The 26525-nt window shown below is 71.2% G+C and carries 27 protein-coding genes and 1 riboswitch; of the genes, 19 read left to right on the top strand and 8 right to left on the bottom strand.

Going from position 1 to position 26525, the window contains the following annotated elements; all coding sequences use genetic code 11:
- Positions 1–99: 99 nt before the first annotated feature.
- From glyA to gcvT, 3 genes are all read right to left on the bottom strand, one after another.
- Positions 100–1368 carry a serine hydroxymethyltransferase gene (gene glyA, locus GTW40_RS06350; protein ID WP_161179169.1) on the bottom strand — a complete coding sequence of 423 codons (1269 nt, stop codon included), beginning with the start codon at positions 1366–1368 and terminating at the stop codon, positions 100–102.
- A 14-nt stretch (positions 1369–1382) separates the two neighbouring features.
- Positions 1383–1760, bottom strand: a complete 378-nt coding sequence (gcvH, locus tag GTW40_RS06345; RefSeq protein ID WP_161179168.1) for a glycine cleavage system protein GcvH — start codon at positions 1758–1760, stop codon at positions 1383–1385.
- Between the two features lie 125 nt (positions 1761–1885).
- Positions 1886–3019, bottom strand: coding sequence for a glycine cleavage system aminomethyltransferase GcvT (gene gcvT, locus GTW40_RS06340; RefSeq protein ID WP_161179167.1), 1134 nt, complete (start codon positions 3017–3019; stop codon positions 1886–1888).
- 153 nt (positions 3020–3172) lie between these two features.
- Positions 3173–3272: riboswitch (glycine riboswitch) on the bottom strand.
- Between the two features lie 177 nt (positions 3273–3449).
- Here gcvT and GTW40_RS06335 point away from each other — a divergent pair.
- The 10 genes from GTW40_RS06335 to GTW40_RS06290 all read left to right on the top strand — a co-directional run bounded on the left by GTW40_RS06335 (position 3450) and on the right by GTW40_RS06290 (position 14169).
- Positions 3450–4115, top strand: coding sequence for an AAA family ATPase (locus tag GTW40_RS06335; protein WP_161179166.1), 666 nt, complete (start codon positions 3450–3452; stop codon positions 4113–4115).
- A 66-nt stretch (positions 4116–4181) separates the two neighbouring features.
- Positions 4182–4973: an enhanced serine sensitivity protein SseB gene (locus GTW40_RS06330; RefSeq protein ID WP_161179165.1), complete on the top strand. Its 792-nt coding sequence runs from the start codon at positions 4182–4184 to the stop codon at positions 4971–4973.
- A 78-nt stretch (positions 4974–5051) separates the two neighbouring features.
- Positions 5052–5870 carry an enhanced serine sensitivity protein SseB C-terminal domain-containing protein gene (locus GTW40_RS06325; protein WP_161179164.1) on the top strand — a complete coding sequence of 273 codons (819 nt, stop codon included), beginning with the start codon at positions 5052–5054 and terminating at the stop codon, positions 5868–5870.
- 354 nt (positions 5871–6224) lie between these two features.
- Positions 6225–7223 (top strand): ABC transporter permease, encoded by a 999-nt coding sequence (locus GTW40_RS06320; RefSeq protein WP_161179163.1) that lies wholly within the window; start codon positions 6225–6227, stop codon positions 7221–7223.
- A gap of 56 nt (positions 7224–7279) precedes the next feature.
- Positions 7280–9025, top strand: coding sequence for an ABC transporter substrate-binding protein (locus GTW40_RS06315; protein WP_161179162.1), 1746 nt, complete (start codon positions 7280–7282; stop codon positions 9023–9025).
- A 71-nt stretch (positions 9026–9096) separates the two neighbouring features.
- Positions 9097–10104, top strand: a complete 1008-nt coding sequence (locus GTW40_RS06310; RefSeq protein WP_161179161.1) for an ABC transporter permease — start codon at positions 9097–9099, stop codon at positions 10102–10104.
- Entirely contained in the window at positions 10101–11201 is a 1101-nt protein-coding gene (locus tag GTW40_RS06305) for an ABC transporter ATP-binding protein (protein WP_161179160.1), read from the top strand. Before GTW40_RS06310 ends, GTW40_RS06305 begins: the two co-directional genes overlap by 4 nt.
- Entirely contained in the window at positions 11198–12472 is a 1275-nt protein-coding gene (locus tag GTW40_RS06300) for a dipeptide ABC transporter ATP-binding protein (protein ID WP_161179159.1), read from the top strand. The genes GTW40_RS06305 and GTW40_RS06300 overlap by 4 nt, the downstream gene beginning before the upstream one ends.
- Before the next feature lie 130 nt (positions 12473–12602).
- Positions 12603–13262, top strand: coding sequence for a trimeric intracellular cation channel family protein (locus tag GTW40_RS06295; RefSeq protein ID WP_343245624.1), 660 nt, complete (start codon positions 12603–12605; stop codon positions 13260–13262).
- Positions 13263–13308: 46 nt separating this feature from the next.
- Complete coding sequence (locus GTW40_RS06290; RefSeq protein ID WP_161179158.1) at positions 13309–14169, top strand: thioesterase family protein; 861 nt, start codon at positions 13309–13311, stop codon at positions 14167–14169.
- Here the strand turns inward: GTW40_RS06290 and GTW40_RS06285 are convergent.
- A complete protein-coding gene (locus GTW40_RS06285; RefSeq protein ID WP_161179157.1) occupies positions 14156–14752 on the bottom strand; it encodes a TIGR03086 family metal-binding protein in 597 nt (198 codons plus the stop codon). The two genes, GTW40_RS06290 and GTW40_RS06285, sit on opposite strands and share 14 nt — an antisense overlap.
- A gap of 118 nt (positions 14753–14870) precedes the next feature.
- On the opposite strand from GTW40_RS06285, the gene GTW40_RS06280 reads away from it, so the two are divergent.
- Entirely contained in the window at positions 14871–15845 is a 975-nt protein-coding gene (locus GTW40_RS06280; protein ID WP_161179156.1) for a WYL domain-containing protein, read from the top strand.
- 16 nt (positions 15846–15861) lie between these two features.
- Here GTW40_RS06280 and GTW40_RS06275 read toward each other — a convergent pair whose 3' ends face one another.
- Entirely contained in the window at positions 15862–16488 is a 627-nt protein-coding gene (locus GTW40_RS06275; RefSeq protein ID WP_161179155.1) for a TetR family transcriptional regulator, read from the bottom strand.
- 119 nt (positions 16489–16607) lie between these two features.
- On the opposite strand from GTW40_RS06275, the gene GTW40_RS32515 reads away from it, so the two are divergent.
- From GTW40_RS32515 to GTW40_RS06265, 3 genes are all read left to right on the top strand, one after another.
- Entirely contained in the window at positions 16608–16775 is a 168-nt protein-coding gene (locus tag GTW40_RS32515; RefSeq protein ID WP_202485476.1) for a hypothetical protein, read from the top strand.
- 31 nt (positions 16776–16806) lie between these two features.
- Positions 16807–17100, top strand: a complete 294-nt coding sequence (locus tag GTW40_RS06270; protein WP_161179154.1) for a DUF4190 domain-containing protein — start codon at positions 16807–16809, stop codon at positions 17098–17100.
- Between the two features lie 163 nt (positions 17101–17263).
- Positions 17264–18433 carry a cysteine desulfurase family protein gene (locus GTW40_RS06265; RefSeq protein ID WP_161179153.1) on the top strand — a complete coding sequence of 390 codons (1170 nt, stop codon included), beginning with the start codon at positions 17264–17266 and terminating at the stop codon, positions 18431–18433.
- A gap of 34 nt (positions 18434–18467) precedes the next feature.
- On the opposite strand, the gene GTW40_RS06260 is transcribed toward GTW40_RS06265, so the two are convergent.
- Entirely contained in the window at positions 18468–19106 is a 639-nt protein-coding gene (locus tag GTW40_RS06260; protein WP_161179152.1) for a peptidoglycan recognition family protein, read from the bottom strand.
- Between the two features lie 93 nt (positions 19107–19199).
- Between GTW40_RS06260 and mnmA the strand changes: the two genes are divergently transcribed.
- Positions 19200–20324 carry a tRNA 2-thiouridine(34) synthase MnmA gene (mnmA, locus tag GTW40_RS06255; RefSeq protein WP_161179151.1) on the top strand — a complete coding sequence of 375 codons (1125 nt, stop codon included), beginning with the start codon at positions 19200–19202 and terminating at the stop codon, positions 20322–20324.
- 36 nt (positions 20325–20360) lie between these two features.
- On the opposite strand, the gene GTW40_RS06250 is transcribed toward mnmA, so the two are convergent.
- Entirely contained in the window at positions 20361–21152 is a 792-nt protein-coding gene (locus tag GTW40_RS06250; RefSeq protein ID WP_161179150.1) for an alpha/beta hydrolase, read from the bottom strand.
- Between the two features lie 63 nt (positions 21153–21215).
- Positions 21216–21539 (bottom strand): DUF427 domain-containing protein, encoded by a 324-nt coding sequence (locus tag GTW40_RS06245; RefSeq protein WP_161179149.1) that lies wholly within the window; start codon positions 21537–21539, stop codon positions 21216–21218.
- A 51-nt stretch (positions 21540–21590) separates the two neighbouring features.
- Here GTW40_RS06245 and GTW40_RS06240 point away from each other — a divergent pair, with 51 nt between their 5' ends.
- From GTW40_RS06240 to ligA, 4 genes are read left to right on the top strand one after another with little or no spacing between them, the layout of a single operon-like run.
- On the top strand, positions 21591–22130 hold the full coding sequence (locus GTW40_RS06240; RefSeq protein ID WP_161179148.1) for a TIGR00730 family Rossman fold protein: 540 nt from the start codon (positions 21591–21593) through the stop codon (positions 22128–22130).
- A gap of 7 nt (positions 22131–22137) precedes the next feature.
- On the top strand, positions 22138–22836 hold the full coding sequence (locus tag GTW40_RS06235; RefSeq protein ID WP_161179147.1) for an SDR family oxidoreductase: 699 nt from the start codon (positions 22138–22140) through the stop codon (positions 22834–22836).
- Positions 22837–22873: 37 nt separating this feature from the next.
- Positions 22874–23881: a methionine synthase gene (locus GTW40_RS06230; RefSeq protein ID WP_161179146.1), complete on the top strand. Its 1008-nt coding sequence runs from the start codon at positions 22874–22876 to the stop codon at positions 23879–23881.
- Positions 23882–23896: 15 nt separating this feature from the next.
- Positions 23897–26092 carry an NAD-dependent DNA ligase LigA gene (gene ligA / locus GTW40_RS06225; RefSeq protein ID WP_161179145.1) on the top strand — a complete coding sequence of 732 codons (2196 nt, stop codon included), beginning with the start codon at positions 23897–23899 and terminating at the stop codon, positions 26090–26092.
- Positions 26093–26525: the final 433 nt, after the last annotated feature.

Genomic DNA, 26525 nt, shown 5'->3' with positions numbered 1-26525 from the left:
GACTCCTCAAATACGAACAGGTACAAAAGTGATGCGGACAGACCACGGGTGCCCCGCCCACGGGACGGTGGGCGGGGCACCCAGGTGAACTTCGGGGTACTACTTGCCCAGCGTGGGGTACAGCGGGTGCTTGTCGGCCAGCGCTCGCACGCGGGCGGCAAGCGCCTCGACGTCGTACGACGGCTTCAGCGCCTCCGCGATCACGTCCGCGACCTCGGCGAAGTCCTCGGCCGTGAAGCCGCGGGTCGCCAGGGCTGGCGTGCCGATCCGGAGACCGGAGGTCACCATCGGCGGACGCGGGTCGTTCGGGACCGCGTTGCGGTTGACCGTGATGCCGACCTCGTGGAGACGGTCCTCGGCCTGCTGCCCGTCGAGCTCCGACTCACGCAGGTCGACCAGGATCAGGTGCACGTCCGTACCGCCGGACAGCACGTTCACCCCGGCCGCGCGGGCGTCCGGCGCGGTCAGCCGCTCGGCGAGGATGCGGGCACCCTCCACCGTACGCCGCTGGCGCTCCTTGAAGTCCTCCGAGGCCGCGACCTTGAAGGAGACCGCCTTGGCGGCGATCACGTGCTCCAGCGGGCCGCCCTGGAAACCGGGGAAGACCGAGGAGTTCAGCTTCTTGGCGAAGTCCTTCTTGGCGAGGATGATGCCGCCGCGCGGGCCGCCGAGCGTCTTGTGCGTGGTGGAGGTCACCACGTCCGCGTACTCGACCGGGTTCGGGTGCAGCCCCGCCGCGACCAGACCGGCGAAGTGCGCCATGTCCACCCACAGGTGGGCCCCGGTCTCGTCCGCGATCCGGCGGAACTCCGCGAAGTCCAGCTGACGCGGGTACGCCGACCAGCCCGCGATGATCACCTTCGGGCTGTGCTCCTTGGCGAGGCGCTCGACCTCGGCCATGTCGACCAGGCCGGTCTCCTCGTCCACGTGGTACGCGACCACGTTGAACTGCTTGCCGGAGAAGTTCAGCCGCATCCCGTGGGTGAGGTGGCCGCCGTGCGCGAGGTCCAGGCCGAGGATGGTGTCCCCGGGCTGGGCCAGCGCGAACAGCGCCGCCTGGTTCGCGGAGGCGCCCGAGTGCGGCTGGACGTTGGCGTACTCGGCGCCGAACAGCTCCTTCACCCGGTCGATGGCGATCTGCTCGGCCACGTCGACGTGCTCGCAGCCGCCGTAGTAGCGGCGGCCCGGGTAGCCCTCGGCGTACTTGTTGGTCAGGACGGAGCCCTGCGCCTCCATCACCGCGAGCGGCGCGAAGTTCTCGGAGGCGATCATCTCGAGGGTGGACTGCTGACGGCGCAGCTCGGCGTCGACCGCGGCCGCGACCTCGGGGTCCAGCTCGTGCAGGGGCGTGTTCAGGACGTCAGTCATACGGCTCCGGCTCCTCAGCCTGCGGTGTAGGCGGTGTACTCGTCGGCGGAGAGCAGCTCCTCGGGCTTCTCCGCGGCGCGCACCTTGAACAGCCAGCCGCCCTCGAAGGGCGCGGAGTTCACCAAGGCCGGGTTGTCGACGACGTCCTGGTTGATCTCCGTGATCTCACCGGTGACCGGCGAGTACAGCTCCGAGACCGACTTGGTGGACTCCAGCTCGCCACAGGACTCGCCCGCGGTCACGGCGTCGCCGACCTCGGGGAGCTGGACGAAGACCACGTCGCCGAGCGCGTTGGCCGCGTGCTCGGTGATGCCGACCGTCGAGACGCCGTCCTCGGCGTCCGACAGCCACTCGTGCTCCTTGGTGTAGCTCAGCTGCTGCGGGTTGCTCATGACCTGAATTCTCCTGTACGCGAGGGCGTGCTGGACGGACGAAGGGGACGTAAACCGCTGGTGAGCGGGGAAAATGTGCGCAGGCTCACGTCGGCGTGGTACCGACGGCGTGCGATGCCCTGTGGCTACTTCTGGCGCTTGTAGAACGGCAGCGCCACGACCCGGTACGGCTCGTGGCTGCCCCGGATGTCGACGCCGACACCCTCGGTGCCCGGTGCCGCGTAGGCCGCGTCCACGTAGGCCATGGCGATCGGGGCGCCCAGGGTGGGGGAGGGGGCGCCGGAGGTGACCTCGCCGATCACCTCGCCGCCCGCGACGACGGCGTACCCGGCGCGCGGTACCCGGCGGCCCTCGGCGATCAGGCCGACCAGGACGCGCGGCGGGTTCTGGTCGGCGCGCTCGGCGGCCTCCGCCAGCGCGGCGCGGCCCACGAAGTCGCCGTCCTTGCCGAACTTCACGACCCGGCCGAGACCGGCGTCGAACGGGGTCAGCTCCCGGGTCAGCTCGTGGCCGTACAGCGGCATGCCCGCCTCAAGACGCAGGGTGTCGCGGCAGGACAGACCGCACGCGACCAGGCCGGACGCCTCGCCCGCCTTGGTCAGCGCCTGCCACAGCTCCACCGCGTGCTCCGGCTTCACGAACAGTTCGAAGCCGTCCTCGCCGGTGTAGCCGGTGCGGGCGATCAGCGCGGGGACGCCCGCGACGGTGCCGGGGAGCCCGGCGTAGTACTTGAGGCCGTCCAGGTCGGCGTCGGTGAGCGACTTGAGGATGGCCGGGGACTCCGGGCCCTGGACGGCGAGCAGCGCGTAGGCGTCGCGGTCGTCGCGGACCTCGGCGTCGAAGCCCGCCGCGCGCTCGGTCAGCGCGTCGAGGACGACCTGGGCGTTGGAGGCGTTGGCCACGACCAAGTATGTGGAAGAAGCGGCCTCGGTCTCGCCGAGGCGGTAGACGATCAGGTCGTCCAGGATGCCGCCGTCGGCCTGGCAGATCATGGTGTAGCGGGCGCGGCCGAGACCGACCGAGGCGATGTCGCCGACGAGGGCGTGGTTGAGGAGCGCGGCCGCGTCGGGGCCGGTCACGGTGATCTCACCCATGTGCGAGAGGTCGAAGAGACCCGCGCGGGTGCGCACCGCGACGTGCTCGTCGCGCTCGGAGCCGTAGCGCAGGGGCATGTCCCAGCCGGCGAAGTCGGTCATGGTGGCGCCGAGCGCGCGGTGCACGGCGTCGAGCGCGGTGTGACGGAGTTCGGTGCTGCTCATCGGTCGGTCGTCTCCCAGGGCAACGGGGGATGGGGCGAGGAACGTTCCTCCCCATCTGTCATCGGAACCTGAGAGGTTCGCCATGACCCGCACGGTCACGGTTTGCACCTTGGGTGGAGCCACTGACGGCAGCGGCCCGCTTTTCAGATGTGCCTCGCCCGCGCGGTAACGGGGCCTGAGAGATTCAAGGGAGGGACTTGCTCCTTCGGCGCCCCGGCAGACGTACTGCCAGGGACTCTCCCGCGCGGATTCAAGCGGCCGGTATGCAGTTGGCGGCCACATCATCGCACGGCGATCGCCGCCGCTGAAGGGGCGGCCGCCTGTGACCGGACCGTGGCACGACGGACACCGAACCACCGACTTCCCGCATTACCTTCTCTTTACATTCGATGGGCAAGGGATTACCGAACCCAAGGGGAGGACGATCACGGTGAACAGGACTCCGGCGTACGCCACCACCGGCCTGGCGGTGCCGCACCAGCCCGCCGCCCCGACGCGGGAACGCCGGGTCGCCGCCCGCCCCGCCCCGCTCGTGCGCGACCTGCGCGAGCGCCCCGGCCGCACCCCCCGCGAACTCCGCTTCGGCCCACGGGATTTGGTGGTCGTCACGGGGCTGCCCGGCAGCGGCAAGTCCACCCTCATGCAGCGAGCCGTCCCCGGCCGCCGGATCGACTCCCAGGACACCCGCGACCGCTGGCAGACCCGCCTGGCCGGTCTGCCGTACGCGCTCTACCGCCCCCTGGTCCGCCTCGCCCACTACGCCGGACTGCGCCGTGCGCTTGCCACCGGTGAGGGCGTCGTCGTGCACGACTGCGGGGCCCAGCCCTGGGTGCGCGCCTGGCTCGCCCACGAGGCCCGCCGCAGGGGCGCCGCCCTCCATCTGATCCTGCTCGACGTCGACGCCGAGGCCGCCCGGCAGGGCCAGCGCGAGCGCGGCCGGGGCGTCTCCCGGTACGCCTTCGGACGGCACCGGCACGCCACAGGGCGGCTGCTGCGCGCGGTGGAGCGCGGCGAACTGCCCCCGGGCTGCGCCTCGGCGGTGCTCCTGGACCGCGCCTCGGCGGACGGGCTGCGCCGGATCGACTTCGCGGCGTGAGGTCCGCCGCCCGCACCGGATAGCCTTCTGCACCACAGCATGGTTTTCCCGGCAGGCGGTAGGAACATGGACTTCCCGGCGGACTTTCCCGCGGACTTCCCGGCACAGGCGCACCCCCATTCGCACGGTGGATGGCCCGGCAACGAGCTGGAGGAGGTGCTCTCGGCCTCCCTCGGCGTGCCCTCGGCGGGCGCCCGGATCGTCGAGGTGCTCTCCCGCGGCTTCCTGTGGATCCCGCTGCCCAACGGCGGCGGCCCGCAGAGCGGTTCGCTCGACCTGCCCACCGTGGAGATCGACGGCCAGGGGTACGTCCCGGTGTTCAGCTCCGAGGAGCAGTTCCGCCAGTCGCCGGGCGCGCACCTTTCCTTCACGGTCGCCCCGGCTGTGGAATTCGCGCGCGGGCTGCCACCGCAGGTGGGCCTGGTGCTCAACCCCGGTGGGGTGGTGGGCCTGCCGCTGCCGCCGGAGGCGGTGGCCGAGCTGTGCCGCGCCGACCGCACGGCCCTGGACGGCCCCGCGGGCGGCGCCCGCGTCCGGCTCTTCGAGCCCGACTGGCAGGAGGACCCGGTGGACTTCCTCGCCGCCGCCTCGGCCGAGTTCGCGGGCACGGGCGTCGTCGTCACGGCCCGCCGCTGCCTCGCCGCCATCGAGACGGCCGATCCGGTCCTCTTCGTCGGCGTCGAACTCTCCCAGTGGGAGGGCGACTTGCGTGCCCGTCCGCTGGAGGCCCTGGAGCGCGCCCTCACCCAGTCCCCGCCCCCGTGGCCGGTCAACCTCGTCCTCCTCGACGTGGCCCAGGACCCGGTGGGCGACTGGCTGAAGACGAACGTGCGGCCCTTCTACCAGTTCGGCAACTAGTCCTCCATGGGGATCACGGCGATCGCCGCTTAAGCTGTCCTCCACACTGGGGCAAGAATCGAAGGGGCGGTAAGACTGGTGAGCGCGAGCCCGAGCGCCGGCGTCGAACACACACTCCGCCAGGTCACCCCCGGCCGCTACGACGCCTACGAGGCACTGCTGCGCGCCCTCGCCACCCCCTCGACCGGGCAGATCTGGATGCTGCTCTGGCACGGCCAGGCCGGCTCCCCGGACGCGCAGTACGGAAACATGGAGGTCGACGGCTTCGGCTACGCCCCCTGTGTGACCTCCGCGCAGGAGCTGTCGGCCAGCGGCTGGAGCCGGTCGTACGAGGTGGTCGACGGTCTCGACGTGGCCCGCACCCTCTACCCCGACCACTACGGCCTCTGGCTCAACCCGCACGCCCCCGGCGGCGGCGTGGGCATCCCCTGGCTGGACCTGCGCCGCATCGCCACGGGCCTGGACCGCCAGCCCGCCGGACCGCTCAGCATGTCCGAACCGGCCATCGAGGTACCGGCGTTCTACGCCCTGCTCGGGCAGAACGCCCACCGCACCCCCGCCCTGCGCTCGCTGCGCCGCGCCTGGGTGCAGCCCGCGCTCGGCGCGCCGTACCTCGCGATCGGCCTGGACGTGTACGAGACGACCCCGGCGGCGGTCGACTCGGTGCGGGCGATGATGCAGCAGTCCATCGGCGCGGTGCCGGACGGGCTGCCCGTCTCGACGGTCGCGATGACCGACGACTACGACCCGGTCGTGATGTGGATGCGCGCCAACGCGCGCCCGTTCTACGACCGCGAGGCCCACGCGGTCGGTGCCCCGCCCCAACTCCCGCCTTCCGCGCGGCCCCAGTCACCCGCCCCCGGGTACGGCTACCCACCGGTGCGCGGCAGTTACTGATCAACAGGCCCTCCACGGAGGGCCTTTGGTTTTCCGCGAGCAAAATTTACGTACCGGAAACACAAGGGCGCCCCCGGGCGTGCGCCGTTCCACCCCAACCGCGTGGAATTGCCAGTCTGTCCCAACTGGCCACCATTCGAAGATGGTTACCCACGGATCCGGTAACGGAAACCCCCTTCAGTGGATCACGGTTGCGCATCCATTCCCTGTCAGGACTGGCGGCCGATCACGACCGCACTGAAGACTCCCGAACAGAACACGAGGTGGAGATCTTGTGTTCGAGTGCAAGTCGACATAGCCGCAATCCGCGGCAGGCACAGGCCGGTCACCACCGGCGAGAGGGGTCGGGTCACTGTGACCGCACCGATCGAGACCACCGGGGCGGCAGCCGAAGCACAGCCGGAAGCTGTGCTCGACGGCGCCGGCAAGGGGAAGATCGAGGGTCGTTCTCTAGGGCAGATCGCCTGGACGCGGTTCAAGAAGGACAAGGCCGCCGTCGCCGGGGCCGTCATCGTCATCCTGCTCGTCCTGCTGGCGGTGCTCGCGCGTCCGATCCAGGCCGCCCTCGGCCTCGATCCCAACGCCTTCCACCAGGACCTGATCGACGCCAACACCTCGCTCCCCAAGGGCAGCTGGGGCGGCATGAGCGCCGATCACCCGCTGGGCGTGGACCCCAAGTTCGGCCGTGACATCGCGACCCGCATCCTCGAGGGTTCCTGGGTCTCGCTGGTGGTCGCCTTCGGCGCGACGATCCTCTCCAACGTGATCGGCGCCATCCTCGGTGTCGTCGCCGGTTTCTACGGCGGCCGCGTGGACTCGATCATCAGCCGCCTGATGGACACCTTCCTCGCCTTCCCGCTGCTGCTCTTCGCCATCGCGATCTCGGCCACCCTCCAGGGCGGCGCCTTCGGCCTCACCGGCCTGCCGCTGCACCTGAGCGTGCTGATCTTCGTCATCGGCTTCTTCAACTGGCCCTACCTGGGCCGGATCGTGCGCGGCCAGACCCTCGCCCTGCGCGAGCGCGAGTTCGTCGACGCCTCGCGCGGCATGGGCGCCAAGGGCCCGTACATTCTCTTCCGCGAGCTGATGCCGAACCTGGTCGGCCCGATCATCGTCTACTCGACGCTGCTCATCCCGACCAACATCCTGTTCGAGGCTTCCCTGAGCTTCCTCGGTGTCGGTATCCAGCCCCCGCAGGCGTCCTGGGGCGGCATGCTCCGCGACGCGGTCAACTTCTACGAGGTCGACCCGCAGTACATGATCGTCCCCGGTCTCGCCATCTTCGTGACTGTCCTGGCGTTCAACCTGCTCGGTGACGGTCTCCGCGACGCTCTCGACCCGCGCAGCCGCTGAAGTCTGCCGCGGAGAGCCCAACCAAGTTTCCGATTGTGAAGGGGAATACGCCCATCATGCGAAGGTCAGCGCTGGCCGCTATCGCGGTCCTCGGGTCCGCGAGCCTGCTCGTCACAGGCTGTAGCAAGGCCGATTCCAAGAAGAGCGACGCCAAGTCGGCCCCGGCCAACGCCGCGACCACCGGTGTCGTCAACGCCTCGGACAAGAAGGGCGGGACGGTCACCTACGAACTGTCCGACGTCCCGGACTCGTTCGACCCCGGCAACACGTACTACGCGTACATGTACAACCTCAGCCGTCTGTGGGCCCGCCCGCTGATGACCTTCCAGCCCGCCCCGGGCGAGAAGGGCAACACCCTGGTCCCCGACCTCGCGGCCGGCAAGGGCACCCCGAGCGACGGCGGCAAGACCTGGACGTACAAGCTGCGTACGGGCCTGAAGTACCAGGACGGCTCGGCGATCACGTCGAAGGACGTCAAGTACGCCGTCGAGCGCTCCAACTTCGCGCGTGACGTGCTCTCCCTCGGCCCGAACTACTTCCAGCAGCTGCTGGTCGGCGGGGACAAGTACAAGGGCCCCTACAAGGACAAGAGCGACAAGGGCCTGTCGTCCATCGAGACGCCGGACGACACCACGATCGTCTTCCACCTGAAGCAGGCCTTCCAGGAGTTCGACTACCTGGTCGCCGCGCCGCAGACCGCGCCGGTGCCGAAGGCCAAGGACAACGGCGTCGACTACGTCAAGAACGTCGTCTCCTCCGGCTCCTACCAGTTCCAGAGCTACGACGAGGGCAAGCAGGCCGTCCTCGTCCGCAACAAGAACTGGGACGCCAAGACGGACCCGCTGCGCAAGCAGCTGCCGGACCAGATCGTCGTCAAGCTCAAGGTCAACCCCGAGACGATCGACAAGGACGTCCAGGCGGGCAAGGCCATCGAGCTCGCCGGCACCGGCGTCCAGGCCGCCACCCAGGCCCAGGTCCTCTCCGACCCGGACAAGAAGGCCAACACCGACAACACCTTCGGTGGCCGTCTCGTCTACATGGCGATCAACACCAAGGTCGCGCCGTTCGACAAGCTCGAGTGCCGCAAGGCCGTCGAGTACGCCGTCGACAAGTTCTCGGTGCAGACCGCCGAGGGCGGCCCGATCCGCGGCGACATCGCCACCACGGTCCTGCCCCCGGACATCACCGGCTACCAGAAGGCCGACGTCTACGCGACGGCCGGCAACAAGGGTGACGTCGCCAAGGCCAAGGAGCAGCTGAAGGCCTGCGGCAAGAAGGCGATCAGCACCAACATCTCCGCGCGCTCCGACCGTCAGCAGGAGGTGGACGCGGCCACCGCGATCATCAACTCGCTGAAGAAGGTCGGCATCAACGCCACCCTCAAGCAGTACCCGTCGGGCAAGTACTTCACCGACTACGCGGGCGTGCCGAACTTCACCAAGAAGCAGAACATCGGCCTGATGATGATGCAGTGGGGTGCCGACTGGCCTTCCGGCTACGGCTTCCTGCAGCAGATCCTGAACGGCAAGGCGATCAGCCAGTCGGGTAACACCAACCTGTCGCAGTACGACAACAAGGACGTCAACAAGCTCCTCGGTCAGTCGATCGCGACGCAGGGCGACTCCGAGCGCAACGCCCTCTACGCGCAGATCGACAAGAAGACCATGGACGACGCGGCCCTCGTTCCGCTGACGTACTTCAAGGTCCTGCTGGCCCGCCCGTACAACAACACCAACCTGGTCTCCACTGCTGCCTTCAGCGGTCAGTACGACTACCTCAACATCGGCTCCAACCAGAAGTAGCAGCCCCGGAAGGCAGGTGAAGGCATTGGTGCCCGCGGGTCTACAGCCCGCGGGCACCAGCGCCGGTCCCCGTGATCTCGTACATCCTCCGCCGGACGTTCGCGGCAGTGATCCTGCTGCTGGTCGTCTCCGCGGTCACCTTCGCCATCTTCTTCTTGCTGCCACGGCTCGCCGGCCAGACAGCGGATCAGCTGGCGCAGCAGTACATCGGCAAGAGCCCGTCGAAGGCGGACATCGCCGCGGTCAAGCACAACCTCGGTCTGGATCAGCCTGTCTACATCCAGTACTGGCACTTCATCAAGGGGATCGTGTCCGGCGCGACCTACGACCTCGGTCCCACGACGGTGCTCTGTGCGGCACCGTGTTTCGGCTACTCCTTCAAGACCCACCAGGCGGTCTGGCCGGAGCTGGTCGACCGCCTTCCGGTCACCTTCTCGCTGGCCGTCGGTGCCGCCGTGCTGTGGCTGGTCTCCGGCGTGATCGCCGGTGTCATCTCCGCCCTGAAGCCGCGCTCGTTCCTCGACCGCACCTTCATGGGCGTCGCCCTCGCCGGTGTCTCCCTGCCCATGTTCTTCACGGGCAACCTGGCGATCCTGCTCTTCGTCGACACCTGGCCGATCTTCGGTGACACCTATGTGCCGTTCACCGAGAACCCCAGCCAGTGGGCCAACACCCTCTTCCCGGCGTGGTGTTCGCTGGCCCTGCTGTACTCGGCCATCTATGCGCGCCTGACCCGTTCGGGCATGCTGGAGACGATGAACGAGGACTTCATCCGCACGGCCCGCGCGAAGGGCCTGCGCGAGCAGCGAGTCGTCTTCCGGCACGGTCTGCGCGCCGCCCTCACGCCGATCATCACCGTCTTCGGCATGGACATCGGCCTGCTCCTGGGCGGTGCGGTGATCACGGAGTACGTGTTCTCGCTGCACGGCATCGGCGAGTACGCGGTGCAGGGCATCACCGACAACGACCTGCCCAAGATCCTCGGCGTCACCATGCTCGCCGCCTTCTTCGTCGTGATCGCAAATCTCCTGGTGGACGTGGTGTACGCGGCCGCCGACCCGCGCGTGAGGCTCTCGTGACCGAACTTTCCAAGACCGGCGCCGCCGTGGAGGAGTCCTCGGGCTCCTCGGGCAAGGCCTCCGAGGCGTTCCTGGAGGTCCGCGACCTCAAGGTGCACTTCCCGACCGACGACGGCCTCGTCAAGTCCGTCGACGGGCTCACCTTCTCGCTGGAGAAGGGCAAGACCCTCGCCGTCGTGGGTGAGTCCGGCTCCGGCAAGTCGGTGACCTCGCTGGCGATCATGGGCCTGCACCGGCTCGGCGCGCGCGGCAAGAACGTCCAGATGTCCGGCGAGATCCGTCTCGCCGGCAAGGAACTGGTCTCCGCCTCCCCGGACGAGGTGCGCAAGCTCCGCGGCCGCGAAATGGCGATGATCTTCCAGGACCCGCTGTCCGCGATGCACCCGTACTACACGATCGGCAACCAGATCGTGGAGGCTTACCGGGTCCACCACAAGGTCAGCAAGAAGGTGGCCCGCACGCGCGCCATCGAGATGCTGGACCGCGTGGGCATCCCCGAGCCGGCCAAGCGCGTCGACAGCTACCCGCACGAGTTCTCCGGCGGTATGCGCCAGCGCGCCATGATCGCCATGGCCCTGGTCAACAACCCCGAGCTGCTCATCGCGGACGAGCCGACCACCGCGCTCGACGTGACCGTGCAGGCGCAGATCCTGGACCTGATCCGGGACCTGCAGAAGGAGTTCGGCTCCGCGGTCATGATGATCACCCACGACCTCGGTGTGGTCGCCGAGATCGCGGACGACGTGCTGGTGATGTACGGCGGCCGGTGCGTGGAGCGCGGTCCGGTCGACGAGATCTTCGAGAAGCCGCAGCACCCCTACACCTGGGGTCTGCTCGGCTCGATGCCGCGCATCGACCGGGTGACCGAGGAGCGGCTCATCCCCGTCAAGGGCCAGCCGCCGAGCCTCATCAACATCCCCTCGGGCTGCGCCTTCAACCCGCGCTGCCCGTACGCGGACATCCCCAAGGGGAACGTCACCCGCACCGTGCGCCCCGAGCTGGAGCTGGTGGACTCCGGGCGGCACTGGACCGCCTGCCACCTCTCGGCCGAGGACCGTGAGCGGATCTGGACCGAAGAGATTGCGCCGAAGCTGTGACTGAGACCAAGAAAAACGGCGGGGCCGCCATCCCGCGTCCGGCGGGCTCCGAGGGCGGGGCGGCGGACAGCGACGTGCTGCTCCGGGTCGAGGGCCTGACCAAGCACTTCCCGATCAAGAAGGGCATTCTCCAGCGCCAGGTCGGCGCGGTGAAGGCCGTCGACGGGATCGACTTCGAGGTGCGCAAGGGCGAGACCCTGGGCGTGGTCGGCGAGTCGGGCTGCGGCAAGTCGACCATGGGCCGGGTCATCACCCGGCTCCAGGACCCGACCGGCGGAAAGATCACCTTCGAGGGCCAGGACATCACCCGGCTCAGCGCGGGACGGATGCGGCCGCTGCGGCGCGACATCCAGATGATCTTCCAGGACCCGTACGGCTCCCTGAACCCCCGTCACACCATCGGCTCGATCGTCTCGGCGCCCTTCCGGCTGCAGAACGTGACGCCCGAGGGCGGGGTGAAGAAGGAGGTCCAGCGCCTCCTGGAGCTCGTCGGTCTGAGCCCCGAGCACTTCAACCGCTACCCGCACGAGTTCTCCGGCGGCCAGCGCCAGCGCATCGGCATCGCCCGCGCGCTCGCGCTCAAGCCGAAGCTGGTCGTCGCCGACGAGCCGGTCTCCGCGCTGGACGTGTCGATCCAGGCCCAGGTCGTCAACCTCATGGACGACCTCCAGGAGGAACTGGGCCTGACATACGTGATCATCGCGCACGACCTGTCGGTCGTCCGGCACGTCTCGGACCGGATCGCGGTGATGTACCTCGGCAAGATGGTCGAGCTGGCGGACCGCAACTCGCTGTACGAGTCGCCGATGCACCCGTACACCAAGGCGCTGATGTCGGCGGTGCCGGTCCCGGACCCGAAGCGCCGGGGCGCCAAGAGCGAGCGCATCCTGCTCCGCGGCGACGTGCCCTCGCCCATCGCGCCGCCGTCGGGCTGCCGCTTCCACACCCGGTGCTGGAAGGCCACGCAGATCTGCAAGACCACCGAGCCGCTGCTCAAGGAGCTGCGTCCCGGCCAGCGGGTCGCCTGCCACCACCCGGAGAACTTCGCCGACCAGGCGCCGCAGGACGTGGTCCTGCTGACCGCGGCGAAGGCGGCCTCCGAGCTGGTGCCGGAGGCGGTCCTGGAGGAGTCGGCGGAGACGTCGGCCGCGGTGGCGGCGGAGGTCGCGGAGGCCGCGGCCGAGACGGCCACGGACGCCGAGGTGTCCGAGGCGAAGCCGGAGCCCGAGGCCAAGTCCGAGCCCGAGAGCCCCGAGCAGACCGGGAAGTAAGCCCGGACCGCACCGGCATGTGACACCGAACGGCCGCCGCACTCGCGGCGGCCGTTTCGCGTTCCCGGACCGGACCGGAGCGCGCCTGGCATTGCAAGGCGCGCACCCGCCGTCAGGTGAGAATGGCAGGGTGCAGATCCAGCAACTCTTCAGTCCCTCCGTTCAGCACACGCTGGATGTCATCGGCATCTTCGTGTTCGCGATCTCCGGCGCCCTGCTGGCCGTCCGGAAGAACTTCGACGTCTTCGGCATCGCCGTCCTCGCCGAGGTGACCGCGCTGGGCGGAGGGCTGATCCGCGATCTGATCATCGGGGCCGTGCCGCCGGCGGCCTTCACGGACCTGGGCTACTTCGTGACCCCGCTGCTCACCGCCGTGGTGGTCTTCTTCCTGCATCCGCACGTCGAGCGCATCCAGTCGGCGGTGCTCGTCTTCGACGCGGCCGGTCTCGGCCTCTTCTGCGTCACCGGCACGACCAAGGCGTACAGCTACGGCCTCGGCCTCACCGCCTCCGCGACGCTCGGTCTCGCCACCGCCGTGGGCGGCGGTGTGCTGCGCGACGTGCTCGCCAACGAGGTGCCCTCGCTGCTGCGCTGGGACCGCGACCTGTACGCCGTCCCGGCGATCGTCGGCGCCACCATGGTGGTGCTCTGCATCCGCTACGACGCCCTCACCCCCCTCACCAGCGGCGTCGCCGCCGTCACCGCCTTCGTGCTGCGGCTGCTGGCGATGAAGTACCACTGGCGGGCGCCGCGCGCCTGGAACCGGCGCTCGACGGTCACGGAGGAGTAGGCGGCCAAAGCTACTGCTTAGTAATTTGTTGTTGTACGGTTCACCCATGCCAGAAGCAGCTTCCGTACCCGCCGCAGCGGCCCTGATCGGCGACAGCGAGTTCGACCGCGACACCGCGGTCGTCCGCCGCGAGCCCGGCGTCTACGACATCGACCTCTCGGCCGGCTGGACCATCATCAGCGCCGTCAACGGCGGCTATCTGCTGGCCGTCCTCGGCCGGGCCCTCGCGGACACCCTCCCGCACCCCGACCCGTTCTCGGTCTCCGCGCACTATCTGACGGCCTCCCAGCCGGGGCCCGCCGTGGTGCGCACCGAGACCGTGCGCACCGGCCGCACCCTCTCCACCGGCCAGGCGTCGCTGTTCCAGTACGACGCCGACGGCAACGAGGTGGAGCGCATCCGCGTCCTCGCCTCCTACGGCGACCTCGGCGCCCTCCCCGACGACGTGCGCACCACCGCCGTCCCGCCCGTGATCCCGCCGCTGGAGCGGTGTCTGGGCCCCGAGGACGGTCCGGCGCCGGTCGAGGGCAGCTCGGCCATCACCGACCGGCTCATGCTCAAGCTGGACCCCGCGACCCTCGGCTGGGCGCTGGGCGCGCCCTCCGGCAAGGGCGAGATGCGGGCCTGGTTCGGGCTCGCCGACGGCCGCGACGCCGACCCGCTCTCGCTGCTGCTCACGGTGGACGCGCTGCCGCCGACCGCGTTCGAGATCGGGCTGACCGGCTGGGTGCCCACCGTCGAGCTGACCGTCCACGTCCGCAGGCGCCCGGCCCCCGGCCCGCTGCGGGTGTCGATCACCACCCGCAACCTGGCCGGAGGCTTCCTGGAGGAGGACGCCGAGGTCTGGGACAGCGAGGACCGGCTCGTCGCCCAGTCCCGTCAGCTCGCCCGCGTCAGGCTCGGCTGACCGGCGTACGGCCGAGCCACGCCGCGAGGCGCCCGTAGGCGTCGGCGCCCTCGGGGGCCGGGTGGCGCTCCCCGAACGGCAGCACCTCGCGCGGACGCGAGTCCGGGAGCTGCCGCTCGGCCACCGCGAGCGCGAACGCGCCCACCTCCGGGTCGAGCGCGAAGGGGTGGCCGAGCGCGTCGGACAGGTCCCAGGTGTGGGCCACGATCTCCATCACATAGCCCGAGAGGGCCGCGTGGCCGGGGACCTCGCCCCACGGCACCCGGACCGCCCGCGTCATGAGATCGTCGTCGTCCCACGCCTTCAGCATGAGGGTGCGGACCTCGTCGTAGGCCGCGCCCCAGCCGTCGTCGGCGACCTCCCCGGCGGCGCGGCCGCCCGGGGCGGGTGCCGCGCCGCCGGGGATCGCGGCGATGCCCCGGGTGCCGTTGACGACGTGCTCCAGGAGTCCGCGCACGTCGAACTCGGTACACGCCGTGGGGAGTCCGAGCTGATCGGGCCGTACCGCCGCGATCAGGCGGGCCGCCTGCTCGCTCGCGCGGTGGTAGACGGGACGGGGGTCGGTGAACGCGGTGGTGGTCATGGTGTGCCTCTCGCTGGATCGGTGGGGCTCGTGAGCCGGTGGAGCGAGCATCGGCGGAAAACCTGACAGATTCCGTCAACATTTGTGCGTGTCCTCCGAGTGGCGCGATTCTGGGTGCGTGAAGTCCGACCGGCTGCTGTCGATCCTGCTGCTCCTCCAGACCCGGGGCCGGGTGCCCGCGCGTGAACTCGCCTCCCGCCTGGAGGTGTCGGTGCGCACGGTCTACCGGGACGTGGAGGCGCTGTCCGCCGCCGGGGTCCCGGTGTACGCCGAGCGCGGGCGGCACGGCGGCATCGCCCTGCTCGCGGGCTTCCGTACGGATGTCACGGGGCTGACCGCCGACGAGTCCCGCGCGCTGTTCATCCTGGCCGCCGAGGGCACGCACGCGGCGCTCGGTCTCGACGCCGCCCTCGGCTCGGCCCTGCGCAAGGTGATGGCCGCGCTGCCCGAACCGCACCGGCCCGCCGCCGAACTCGCCAGCCGCCGCGTCCTGGTCGACGCCACGCGCTGGCGCGACGGACCGCGGGCGGCCGTCGATCTGGAGGTGCTGCGGGAGGCGGTGTTCCGCGACCGGCGGCTGCGGCTGCGCTACCGGCACAGCGGACAGCGGGAGCCGCGCACCTACACCGTGGACCCGTACGGCCTGGTCGCCAAGGCCGGGGTCTGGTACCTGGTCGCGGACCGGCGGGCCCGGCCGCAGCTCTTCCGGGCCGACCGGGTGTACGCGGCCCGTCTCCTCGACGACCCCGTGCGCCGCCGTCCCGGCATCGAACTGGCCGACGTGTGGGAGGTGTTGCTCCGCCAGGTGGAGGACTGGCCGGACGGCGCGATCGACGTCACCGTGCGGGTGCGCCGCGAACGCCTGGACTTCTTCCTGCGCGTCGCGGGCCCCCATCTGGCCGAACTCCCGCCGGACGCGGGGGAGGAGGAGTGGGTCGTCGCCCGGATGACCTTCCCGGTGCTGCGCGCGGTGCGCCAACTCCTGGGATTCTCCGACCAGGTGGAGATCCTGGACCCGCCCGAGGCGCGTGCCGAACTCCTGCGGGGGGCGCGCTCGGCGCTGGAGCTGTACGGCGAACAGGCGCCGTCGTAAAGGGAGTTGCTCTCGCTCAGTCCAGCCAGTGCCTGCTGCCCCGCGAGATGAGCCGCAACTGCTGGGCGGCGAGCCGTGTCACACGCTCCCGCTCACCCGGGGGGCCGTCCTGGGACTCCAGGAACAGGGAGGCGGTGATGAGCATCTGGTCCACGTAGAGGTGGGCGAGCATCAGCACGTCGGCGTCCGCCCAGCCCTCGGTCTGCGGGTCGGCGGCCAGCTCGGTGCGCACCTCCTCGGCGAACCGGGCCAGTTCGGCCTGGATCGCCTCGCGCACCGCCTTCACCCCGCCGTGCCGCTCGCGCGCGATGAAGCGGACGTGCGCGGGATGGCTGTCCACGTGGTGGGCGATCAACTCGACGGCGCGGCGGATGCGTTCCTCGCTGTCGTCCCCGGCGGCGACGGTCGGGCGGACCATCGGATGCAGACTGCCCAGCGCCTCGCCGACCAGCGCGACGCCGAGGTCGGCGGTGGAGCGGAAGTGCCGGTAGAAGGCGGTCGGCGCCACGCCGACGGCCCGGGTCACCTCACGCAGCCCCAGACTGCTCAGGCTCTGCTCCTCGAGCAGGGTGAGCGCCGCGTCCAGGAACGCCTGACGGGTCCTCTGTTTCTGGGCCTGCCGGGCGCCGAGGGTGTGACTCATGTCATCCAGTTAACAACTGTTCTCCGGAATTGAAAAGTCGTGCCGCGCGCTAGACTCGGTGTCAGTGAACAACTGTTACTACAACTGTTCACCCAGAGTTGGAGGGGGGATCCGATCCCATGCTGTTCCTCGTCGCCGCGCTGATGCTGCTCGGTGTCGTCCTCGGCACCGTGGCCCACGCGCCGCTGCCCGTCACCGCCGCCCTCGCCGTCCTCATCGCCGTCTGGCTCGGCGTCTTCGCGCTCCGCGAGCACCACGGCCGCAGGCGCCGCCACTCCGCCGACTGACCGTCCGTCACGACCTCAGGAGCTGAGCACCATGCGACTCACCGCACCGCGACTCACCGCACCGGCCGTCCGGCCCGCCGAGGCCGCCCCGCGCACCCGGGACGCCGACGGCATGGCGGTGGCCTCCTTCGTCCTGGGCCTCCTCGGCCTGCTCGTCCTCAACGTCGTCCTCGGCCCGGTCTCCGTCGTACTGGCCGCCGTGGCCCTGTGGCGCGGCACCTCGCGCCCCGGCCGGGCCTGGCTCGGCATGGCCCTCGGCGTGGCCGACCTGGTGGTCCTGGCCGTCGCCATGCAGCTGTCCCACACGGTGTCCTGGAGCCTGTGACAGTGGAGTCGCGGGGCCTTGGGGCCCGGTGACGCGCGGTGTCCCGGAGCCGCCGGGACCCGGCTCCCGGAGCCCGGTGCGACCGGTCCGGATCACCGGCGCGGGTGCCGTGCGCCCGCCGCTCGGAGGGCGGGCCTCCGGCCGCCGTAGAATCGGCGTCACCATGGCTTACCTCGACCACGCCGCCACGACCCCGATGCTCCCCGAGGCCGCGGCGACGCTGACCGCCCGGCTGAGCGTCACCGGCAACGCGTCCTCGCTGCACGCCTCCGGCCGCCGGGCCCGCCGCACGGTCGAGGAGTCCCGCGAAACCCTCGCCGAGGCGCTCGGCGCGCGCCCCAGCGAGATCGTCTTCACCTCCGGCGGCACCGAGGCCGACAACCTCGCGGTCAAGGGCCTGTACTGGTCCCGCCGCGCCGCCGACCCGGCCCGCGTCCGCGTCCTGTCCAGCCCCGTCGAACACCACGCCGTCCTCGACGCCGTGCACTGGCTGGGCGAGCACGAGGGCGCCGTCGTGGAGTACCTCCCCGTGGATCGCTACGGCCGGGTGAGCTCCGAGGTGCTGCGCGAGGCCATCGCGCGCAACCCCGACGACGTGGCCCTGGCCACGGTGATGTGGGCCAACAACGAGATCGGCACGATCATGCCGGTCCGCGAACTGGCGGACGTGGCAGCCGAGTTCGGCGTCCCGCTGCACGCCGACGCGGTCCAGGCGTTCGGGCAGGTGCCGGTCGACTTCGCCGCGTCGGGGCTCGCCGCGATGACCGTCTCCGGGCACAAGATCGGCGGCCCGTACGGCATCGGCGCGCTCGTCCTCGGCCGCGAGTACAGCCCCGTACCCGTGCTGCACGGCGGCGGGCAGGAGCGCCATGTCCGCTCCGGCACGCTCGACGTGCCCGCCGTCGCCTCCTTCGCGGTGGCCGGACGCGTCGCCGCCGAGCAGCAGGAGCGGTTCGCTCGCGAGATCGGCGCCCTGCGCGACCGGCTGGTGGGCGCCGTGCGCACGGCCGTCCCCGACGCGATCCTCGGCGGCGACCCGGCACCCGGCGGCCGGCTGCCCGCCAACGCCCACTTCACCTTCCCCGGCTGCGAGGGCGACTCCCTGCTCCTGCTGCTCGACGCGCAGGGCATCGAATGCTCCACCGGCTCCGCCTGCACGGCGGGCGTCGCCCAGCCCAGCCACGTCCTGCTCGCCACCGGCACCGACCCCGACCTGGCGCGCGGCACCCTGCGCTTCTCGCTGGGCCACACCTCCACCGACGAGGACGTGGAGGCCGTCGCCAAGGCCATCGGCCCCGCGGTGGAGCGGGCACGGGCGGCCGGGCTGACCTGAGGACGCCGGAGGACGCCCGCGCGGCCGGAGCTGCCTAGGCGCTCGCCTGCCGCACCAGCTTCATGTACCGGTCCCAGTCCCAGTGCGGGCCCGGGTCCGTGTGGTCCGTCCCCGGCACCTCCACGTGCCCGATGACGTGCTCCCGATCGGGCTTCATGCCGTACCGCGCGCATATCCGGGCCGTCAGCCGGGCCGAGGACGCGTACATCGCGTCGGTGAAGGACGAGGGGTCGTCCACGAAACCGACGTGCTCGATGCCCACACTGCGCTCGTTGTACGACCGGTTGCCCGCGTGGAAGGCCACGTCCAGCTCGCGGATCAGCTGGGTGATCCCGCCGTCCCCGCGCACGATGTAGTGCGCCGCCGCGCCGTGCGCCGGGTCCTGGAAGACCTTCACCGCCGACGCGTAGCCGCCCTGGGTGACGTGGATGACGACCCGGTCCACCGGGTAGTCGTCGGGGCGGTCCGCGCGGCGGTAGTTGCCCGGCGAGGCCGCCACCCAGCGGGCGCCCCTGAAGTCCACCGCCCCGGCCACCCGGGGCCGCTCCACCCCCGGCAGCCGCCACCACAGATGTGCCAGCTCCTCGCGTGCCAGCGCCGCCGTGCCCACGGCCGCCGCCGCGCCGCCGATCAGCAGTGCCCGCCTGCCCAGCCGCCGGTCCCCGTCACCCATGCCGCCCCCGTCTCCCCGCCGTCCCGGTCCCCCTGTGATCTTCAACGGACTCCCGGCGTCCGCGGTTCCCGCGCCCCGTACCCTGGAGGGGTTATGACTGAGACCCCGCAGCGCCCCCTCCGCGTCCTCGCCGCCATGTCCGGCGGTGTCGACTCCGCCGTCGCCGCCGCGCGCGCCGCGGAAGCCGGGCACGACGTGACCGGCGTCCACCTCGCGCTCTCCGCGAACCCGCAATCCTTCCGCACCGGAGCGCGGGGCTGCTGCACCATCGAGGACTCCCGCGACGCCCGCCGCGCCGCCGACGTCATCGGCATCCCCTTCTACGTCTGGGACCTCGCCGACCGCTTCCGCGAGGACGTGGTCGAGGACTTCATCGCGGAGTACGAGGCCGGGCGCACCCCCAACCCCTGCCTGCGCTGCAACGAGAAGATCAAGTTCGCCGCGCTGCTCGACAAGGCGCTCGCGCTCGGCTTCGACGCGGTCTGCACCGGCCACTACGCCCAGGTGATCGTCCGCGAGGACGGCACCCGCGAGCTGCACCGCGCCTCCGACATGGCCAAGGACCAGTCGTACGTCCTCGGTGTCCTGGACGACCGCCAGCTCGCGCATGCGCTGTTCCCGCTCGGCGACACCGTCACCACCAAGGACGAGATCCGCGCCGAGGCCGAGCGCCGGGGCCTGGCCGTCGCCAAGAAGCCCGACTCGCACGACATCTGCTTCATCGCCGACGGCGACACCCAGGGCTTCCTCGCCCAGCGGCTCGGCAAGGCCGAGGGCGACATCGTGGACGAGGACGGCAACCGCCTCGGCACCCACGAGGGCGCCTACGGCTACACCATCGGCCAGCGCAAGGGCCTGCGCCTGGGCACCCCGGCCGCCGACGGCAAGCCGCGCTACGTCCTCGACATCTCCCCGGTGACCAACACCGTCACGGTCGGCCCGGCCGCCGCCCTGGACGTCACCGCGCTCACCGCGATCAAGCCCCGCTGGTGCGGCGCCGCCCCCGAGGGCCCCGGCACCTACACCGCCCAGCTGCGCGCCCACGGAGGCGAGACCGAGGTCGACGCCGAGCTGGTGGACGGCGAGCTGCGCGTCACCTTCACCGAGCCGGTGCGGGGCGTGGCTCCCGGCCAGGCGATCGTGCTGTACGACGGCACGCGCGTGGTGGGCTCGGCCACCATCGCCGCCACGACGCGGGCGACGGCGGCGACGGTCTGACCCCTCACGGAGCGGGTGGCGTCGTTTCGCGCGGCGTCACTCCGCGAAGTCCGTGAAGAAGGTCGCCAATACCGGTGCCAGGGCGGCCGGTTCGATCATGTGGGTCTGGCCCGCCAGCTCCAGGAACGTGCCGTCCGGCACCGCCTCCGCGACCGCCAGGGCCGCCTCCCGCATCCAGGCCGGGCTCATCCCGCCCGCCACCGACAGGACCGGCACCGGGATCTCCGCCAGGCGCGCGAGGGGCAGCAGCCCGTCGCCCAGGACGGCGGCGTCATGGGCGAGGCTCGGCGCGACCGCCTCCATGCCGGGCCACATCGGGGACTGCCGGGCGCGCTGGATCATCTGCTCCGCGAGCCCGGTCAGCCGCAGGAACAGCTCCACCGCGTCGCCCAGGCGCCCCGCCTCCAGCAGGCGCGACAGGTTGGCCGTGTAGACCGCCTGTTGCTCGGCGCCGCCCGCCAGGAAGTCCGCGTACGGCACCTCGTACACCGCCGCCCGGCCCACCGGCAGCCCGCTCGCCGCCGCCTCCAGGACCAGCGCGCCGCCCGAGGACACCCCGAACAGCGCCGCCTCGCCGCCCACCGCCGCGATCAGCGCCGCCAGGTCCTCCACCTCGCGCTCCACCGTGTACGGCGGCGTGTCCCCGCTCGCGCCGCGCCCACGGCGGTCGTAGACGACGGTCCTGCACCGGTCGGAGAGGGACAGCGCCAAGGGTGCGAGCGTGCCCCCGGTGGACATCGCGCCGCTCACCAGGATCACTGTGGGCCCCTCGCCGGTCACCCGGTACGCGAGCGGGGTGCCGTCGGCGGAAGTCGTCTTCTTGTCCATGCTCTTGGAGACTGCCGTACCGCGCCGTACTCATCCGTCACGACACGGCGGCGACACCCGAGGTCACGACACTTCGGGCGTGTAGAAGCAGTAGTGGTCCCGGATCTCGGCCACCTCCGGCTTCGGATCGGGGTACGCCCACACCAGGTCGGGCGCGTCGGGCAGCGACCAGTAGGACGCGGTGCCCTTGAACGGGCAGACGGTGTGTGTCTCGGAGGGCGTCAGCAGGTCGAGGCGGACGTCCTCGGCGGGGAGGTAGTAGCGCGGCGGACAGCCCGTCTCGCGCAGCACCAGCGGTCGGTCGGTCTCCGCGAGCACCCGGCCGTCGTGTACGACGCGCACATGCTGCTCGCCCTTGTCGATCGTGATCGTGTGTCCATCGGCCATACCGGGAAAGCACCGGCGGCGCCGCCGATGTTCCCGCGTACCGTGGGCGCCATGAATATCTGCGTCTTCCTCTCCGCGGCCGACCTCGACGAGCGCTACACGCGCCCCGCGCGCGAGTTCGGGAAACTGATCGGCAAGGGCGGCCACACGCTCGTCTGGGGCGGGTCGGACTCCGGTCTGATGAAGGTCGTCGCGGACGGCGTGCAGGAGGCCGGAGGCAGGCTCGTGGGCGTCTCCGTGGAGTTCCTTTCGGCGGTGGCCCGCCCCGGCGCCGACGAGATGGTGGTCGCGAGCACCCTCGCCGAGCGCAAGAAGCTGCTCCTCGACAAGGCCGACGCCGTGGTCATCATGGTCGGCGGCACCGGCACCCTAGACGAGGCCACCGAGATCCTGGAGCTGAAGAAGCACGGCCACACCGACAAGCCGGTGGTCCTGCTCAACACGGCGGGCTTCTACGACGGCCTCCGGCAGCAGTTCCAGCGCATGGACGAGGAGGGCTTCCTGCCCCGCCCGCTCGCCGAACTGGTCCACTTCGCCGAGGAGCCCGCCGCCGCGCTGGCCCACCTGGAGAACTCGCTGCCCGCCCGCTGATGCGAGCATGGCGCACATGGCTACTCATGTGATCACCGGCGCCGGTTCCGGCATCGGCGCCGCCGTCGCCCGCCGTCTGCACGCGCGCGGGGACGAACTCGTCCTGCACGCGCGCGACGCGGGCCGCGCCAAGGAGGTCGCCGCCGAGTTCCCCGGCGCCCGCACCCTGGTCGGCGACCTCTCCGACCCCGACAAGCTGTCCTGGGCCTTCTCCCACCAGAGCCTGCCGGAGCGGGTCGACTCACTACTGCACATCGCCGGTGTCGTCGACCTCGGTGAGGTCGGGGACCTCACCCCCAAGTCCTGGCGCCACCAGCTCAACGTCAACCTGATCGCCCCGGCCGAGCTGACCCGGCACTTCCTGCCCCAGCTCCGCGCCGCCCGCGGCCAGGTCGTCTTCGTCAACTCCGGCGCGGGCCTGAACGCCCACGCGAACTGGTCGGCGTACGCCGCCTCCAAGCACGGCCTCAAGGCCCTCGCGGACTCCCTGCGCCAGGAGGAGCACGGCAACGGCGTGCGGGTCAGCTCCGTCTACCCCGGGCGCACCGCGAGCCCCATGCAGGCCAAGGTGCACCAGCAGGAGGGCAAGGAGTACGACCCGGGCAAGTTCATCGACCCCGAGTCGGTCGCGGACACCGTCCTGCTCGCCCTCGACCTGCCGAGGGACGCCGAGATCAACGACCTGACGGTCCGTCCCGGCCGCTGACCTGCGACGCCGGTGCCGTACGGCATACCCTGCCGGGGTGAGTGAGAAGAGCGAGTTCACCTTCCCGGCCGCCACCGGCGTCGGCTCGATGCCCGGCGAGGACGCGCGCGAGGCCGCCAAGACCGTCACCGGCAGCCTGGAGGACTTCCCGTACCTCGCCGAGCTGCCCGCGCGCGGCCCCGGCGCCGACATGATCGGCCGCACCGCCGGGATGCTCGTCGAGCTGTACGCGCGCGTGGAGCCCAGCGGCTGGCGCCTGTCCGACCACCCCGGGCGCGACACCCGGCGCGCGCACGCGTGGCTGCGCCAGGACCTCGACGCCCTGGAGGAGTTCACCCAGGGCTACGAGGGCGACGTCAAGGTGCAGGCGGTCGGCCCCTGGACGCTGGCCGCCGCCCTGGAGCTGCGCAACGGCGAGGCCGTGCTCTCCGACCCCGGCGCCTGCCGCGACCTCACCGCCTCGCTCGCCGAGGGGCTGCGCCTCCACCTCGCCGACGTGCGCCGCCGCATCCCCGGCGCCCGCGTGGTCCTCCAGCTGGACGAGCCCTCCCTGACGGCCGTACTGCGCGGGCAGATCCGTACCGCCAGCGGTTACCGCACTCACCGCGCCGTCGACCGCCAGGTCGTCGAGTCCGGCCTGCGCGACGTGCTCGGCGCGAACGGCGACGGCCCGGCCCTCGTCCACTCCTGCGCCCCCGACGTGCCCTTCGCGCTGCTACGCCGCGCGGGCGCGGACGCCGTCTCCTTCGACTTCGCGCTTCTCACCGAGCGTGACGACGACGCGATCGGCGAGGCCGTCGAGGCGGGCACCCGGCTCTTCGCGGGTGTCGTCCCCGGCACCGATGCCGCGTTGTCAGACCCTGCCGGTAGCGTCATGGGTGTCAGGACGCTGTGGCGCAGGCTGGGGCTGCGACCGGGGCTGCTCGCGGAGGCGGTCACGGTCACGCCCACGTGCGGTCTGGCGGGTGCTTCCCCCGCCTACGCCCGCGCGGCGCTCGCCCACTGCGTCCGGGCGGCGAGATCCCTCGCGGACAACCCTGAGTAACGGGAGGACCACACGGTGGCCGGCGACAAGCAAGCGGCGACGACAACGGTGCCCGCCGAGGCGCGCGAGCGGCACGGGCGGCTCGCGGAGCAGGTCGAGGAGCACCGCTTCCGGTACTACGTGAAGGACGCTCCCGTCGTCAGCGACGCGGAGTTCGACCGGCTGCTCAAGAGCCTGGAGGCCCTGGAGGAGGAGTACCCGGAACTGCGCACCCCGGACTCGCCCACCCAGAAGGTCGCCGGGTCCTACGAGACCGAGTTCACCGCCGTCGCCCACCGCGAGCGGATGCTCTCCCTGGACAACGCCTTCGACGACGAGGAGCTGGCCACCTGGGCCGACCGCGTCCAGCGCGAACTGGGCGACCAGGAATACCACTTCCTGTGCGAGCTGAAGGTCGACGGCCTCGCCGTCAACCTCACCTACGAGCACGGCCGCCTCACCCGCGCCGCCACCCGGGGCGACGGCCGCACCGGCGAGGACATCACGCCCAACGTCCGCACCATCGCCGACATCCCGGACCGCCTGCACGGCGACGAGGTGCCCGACCTCGTGGAGATCCGCGGCGAGGTCTACTTCCCGATGGACAAGTTCCTGGAGCTCAACGAGCGCCTGGTCGCCGCCGAGGACAAGCCCTTCGCCAACCCGCGCAACGCGGCGGCCGGTTCACTGCGCCAGAAGGACCCGCGCGTCACCGCCACCCGCCCGCTGCACATGGTCGTCCACGGCATCGGCGCCCTGGAGGGCTTCAGCGGCCTCACCCGCCTGTCCGAGGCGTACGACCTGCTGGGGACCTGGGGCCTGCCCACCTCCACGCACAACCGTGTGGTGAACGACCTCGACGGCGTACGGGAGTTCATCGCGTACTACGGCGAGAACCGTCACTCCGTGGAGCACGAGATCGACGGTGTCGTCGTCAAGCTCGACGAGATCCGCCTCCAGGGTCGCCTCGGCTCCACCGCGCGCGCCCCGCGCTGGGCCATCGCGTACAAGTACGCGCCGGAGGAGGTCAACACCAAGCTCGTCGACATCAAGGTCGGCGTCGGCCGCACCGGCCGCGTCACCCCCTACGCCCAGGTCGAGCCGGTCAAGGTCGCGGGCAGCGAGGTCGAGTTCGCCACCCTGCACAACCAGGAGGTCGTCAAGGCCAAGGGCGTGCTCATCGGCGACACGGTGGTGCTGCGCAAGGCCGGTGACGTCATCCCGGAGATCCTCGGCCCGGTGGTCGACCTGCGCGACGGCAGCGAGCGGGAGTTCGTGATGCCGGCGAACTGCCCCGAGTGCGGAACCCCGCTGCGGGCCATGAAGGAGGGCGACATCGACCTCCGCTGCCCCAACGCGCGCACCTGTCCTGCCCAGTTGAGAGAGCGCGTGGCCTATCTCGCGGGGCGCGAGTGCCTGGACATCGAGCACTTCGGAGGCGTGGCCGCCGCCGCGCTCACCCGGCCGCTCGAACCCGCCGAGCCGCCGCTGGTGGACGAGGGCGACCTGTTCGACCTGACGGTGGAGAAGCTGCTCCCCATTAAGGCGTACGTCCTCGACCCCGACAGCGGGCTGCCCAAGCGCGACCCGAAGACCGGCGAGGAGAAGGTCGTCACCGTCTTCGCCAACCAGAAGGGCGAGCCGAAGAAGAACACCCTCGCCCTGCTGGAGTACATCGAGGCGGCCAAGCAGCGCCCGCTCGCCCGCTTCCTCAACGGTCTGTCCATCCGTCATGTCGGCCCGGTGGCCGCGCAGGCGCTGGCCCGCGAGTTCCGCTCCATCGACCGCATCGAGGCGGCCACGGAGGAGGAGCTGTCCGCCACCGACGGCGTGGGCCCCATCATCGCCGCCGCGCTCAAGGAGTGGTTCGCCGAGGACTGGCACCGCGAGATCGTGCGCAAGTGGAAGGCGGCCGGAGTCCCGCTGGAGGAGGAGGCCACCGGCGAGGACGAGGGCCCGCGCCCGCTCGAAGGACTCACCGTCGTCGTCACCGGCACCCTGGAGAACTTCACCCGGGACGGCGCCAAGGAGGCGCTCCAGACCCGGGGCGCGAAGGTGACCGGATCGGTGTCCAAGAAGACCTCCTTCGTGGTCGTCGGTGACAACCCCGGCTCCAAGTACGACAAGGCGATGCAGCTCAAGGTGCCCGTCCTGGACGAGGACGGCTTCACCGTCCTGCTGGACAGCGGCCCCGACGCGGCGGCCGAAGTCGCCCTGCCGACCGAGGAGTAGCGGTTGAAGGCCACCCGATCGACGCATACCAGGTGCATACGGGTGGCCCGGCCGCATTCGGGCAACCGTCCACGACCGCTGCCCCAGGAAGCCCTTGGCGGCCTACTGTTGAGGTGTGCGCCCGCCGTGCCCAGCCGCGGCCGGTGCATCTCCGTGGCCGCCGGGCGGCCCGGGGGAGGGCTGTACACCGCCGGGCCGCCGATGGCCGACGGCCATCGAGCCGCGTGGCGTGGGCACCGCCGGCTGTGAGAGGGACGGGAATGGAACCGACCGAGAGCGTTGCCCCGGACCCACGGCGGCCGCGCCGCCGTCCGGCCGCGTGGCGGGGGAACCGGTGGACGGGGCAGAGCGGCGACCGCGCCGGTCCCCGCGTCCCGGCCCCCCTCCCCGCCCCCGCGCGAACTCCCGCCCTCCCGCCGGCCCTCGGCACTCC

This window comes from Streptomyces sp. SID4985 (assembly GCF_009863025.1).
In the GTDB taxonomy this organism is placed as follows: domain Bacteria; phylum Actinomycetota; class Actinomycetes; order Streptomycetales; family Streptomycetaceae; genus Streptomyces.
Note: the sequence above shows the minus strand (reverse complement) of the source record. Positions and strands in the feature narration are given on the sequence as shown.

Excerpts from the sequence above, each read along its gene's own strand:
- GTW40_RS06275 (WP_161179155.1), bottom strand. The coding sequence starts at position 16,488 with ATGAGTCACACCCTCGGCGCCCGGCAGGCCCAGAAACAGAGGACCCGT.
- GTW40_RS06260 (WP_161179152.1), bottom strand. The coding sequence starts at position 19,106 with ATGGGTGACGGGGACCGGCGGCTGGGCAGGCGGGCACTGCTGATCGGC.
- GTW40_RS06330 (WP_161179165.1), top strand. The coding sequence starts at position 4,182 with ATGGACTTCCCGGCGGACTTTCCCGCGGACTTCCCGGCACAGGCGCAC.
- GTW40_RS32515 (WP_202485476.1), top strand. The coding sequence starts at position 16,608 with ATGCTGTTCCTCGTCGCCGCGCTGATGCTGCTCGGTGTCGTCCTCGGC.
- GTW40_RS06250 (WP_161179150.1), bottom strand. The coding sequence starts at position 21,152 with ATGGACAAGAAGACGACTTCCGCCGACGGCACCCCGCTCGCGTACCGG.
- GTW40_RS06290 (WP_161179158.1), top strand. The coding sequence starts at position 13,309 with ATGCCAGAAGCAGCTTCCGTACCCGCCGCAGCGGCCCTGATCGGCGAC.
- GTW40_RS06235 (WP_161179147.1), top strand. The coding sequence starts at position 22,138 with ATGGCGCACATGGCTACTCATGTGATCACCGGCGCCGGTTCCGGCATC.
- GTW40_RS06245 (WP_161179149.1), bottom strand. The coding sequence starts at position 21,539 with ATGGCCGATGGACACACGATCACGATCGACAAGGGCGAGCAGCATGTG.
- GTW40_RS06265 (WP_161179153.1), top strand. The coding sequence starts at position 17,264 with ATGGCTTACCTCGACCACGCCGCCACGACCCCGATGCTCCCCGAGGCC.
- GTW40_RS06270 (WP_161179154.1), top strand. The coding sequence starts at position 16,807 with ATGCGACTCACCGCACCGCGACTCACCGCACCGGCCGTCCGGCCCGCC.
- gcvH (WP_161179168.1), bottom strand. The coding sequence starts at position 1,760 with ATGAGCAACCCGCAGCAGCTGAGCTACACCAAGGAGCACGAGTGGCTG.
- GTW40_RS06240 (WP_161179148.1), top strand. The coding sequence starts at position 21,591 with ATGAATATCTGCGTCTTCCTCTCCGCGGCCGACCTCGACGAGCGCTAC.
- mnmA (WP_161179151.1), top strand. The coding sequence starts at position 19,200 with ATGACTGAGACCCCGCAGCGCCCCCTCCGCGTCCTCGCCGCCATGTCC.
- glyA (WP_161179169.1), bottom strand. The coding sequence starts at position 1,368 with ATGACTGACGTCCTGAACACGCCCCTGCACGAGCTGGACCCCGAGGTC.
- gcvT (WP_161179167.1), bottom strand. The coding sequence starts at position 3,019 with ATGAGCAGCACCGAACTCCGTCACACCGCGCTCGACGCCGTGCACCGC.
- GTW40_RS06315 (WP_161179162.1), top strand. The coding sequence starts at position 7,280 with ATGCGAAGGTCAGCGCTGGCCGCTATCGCGGTCCTCGGGTCCGCGAGC.
- GTW40_RS06285 (WP_161179157.1), bottom strand. The coding sequence starts at position 14,752 with ATGACCACCACCGCGTTCACCGACCCCCGTCCCGTCTACCACCGCGCG.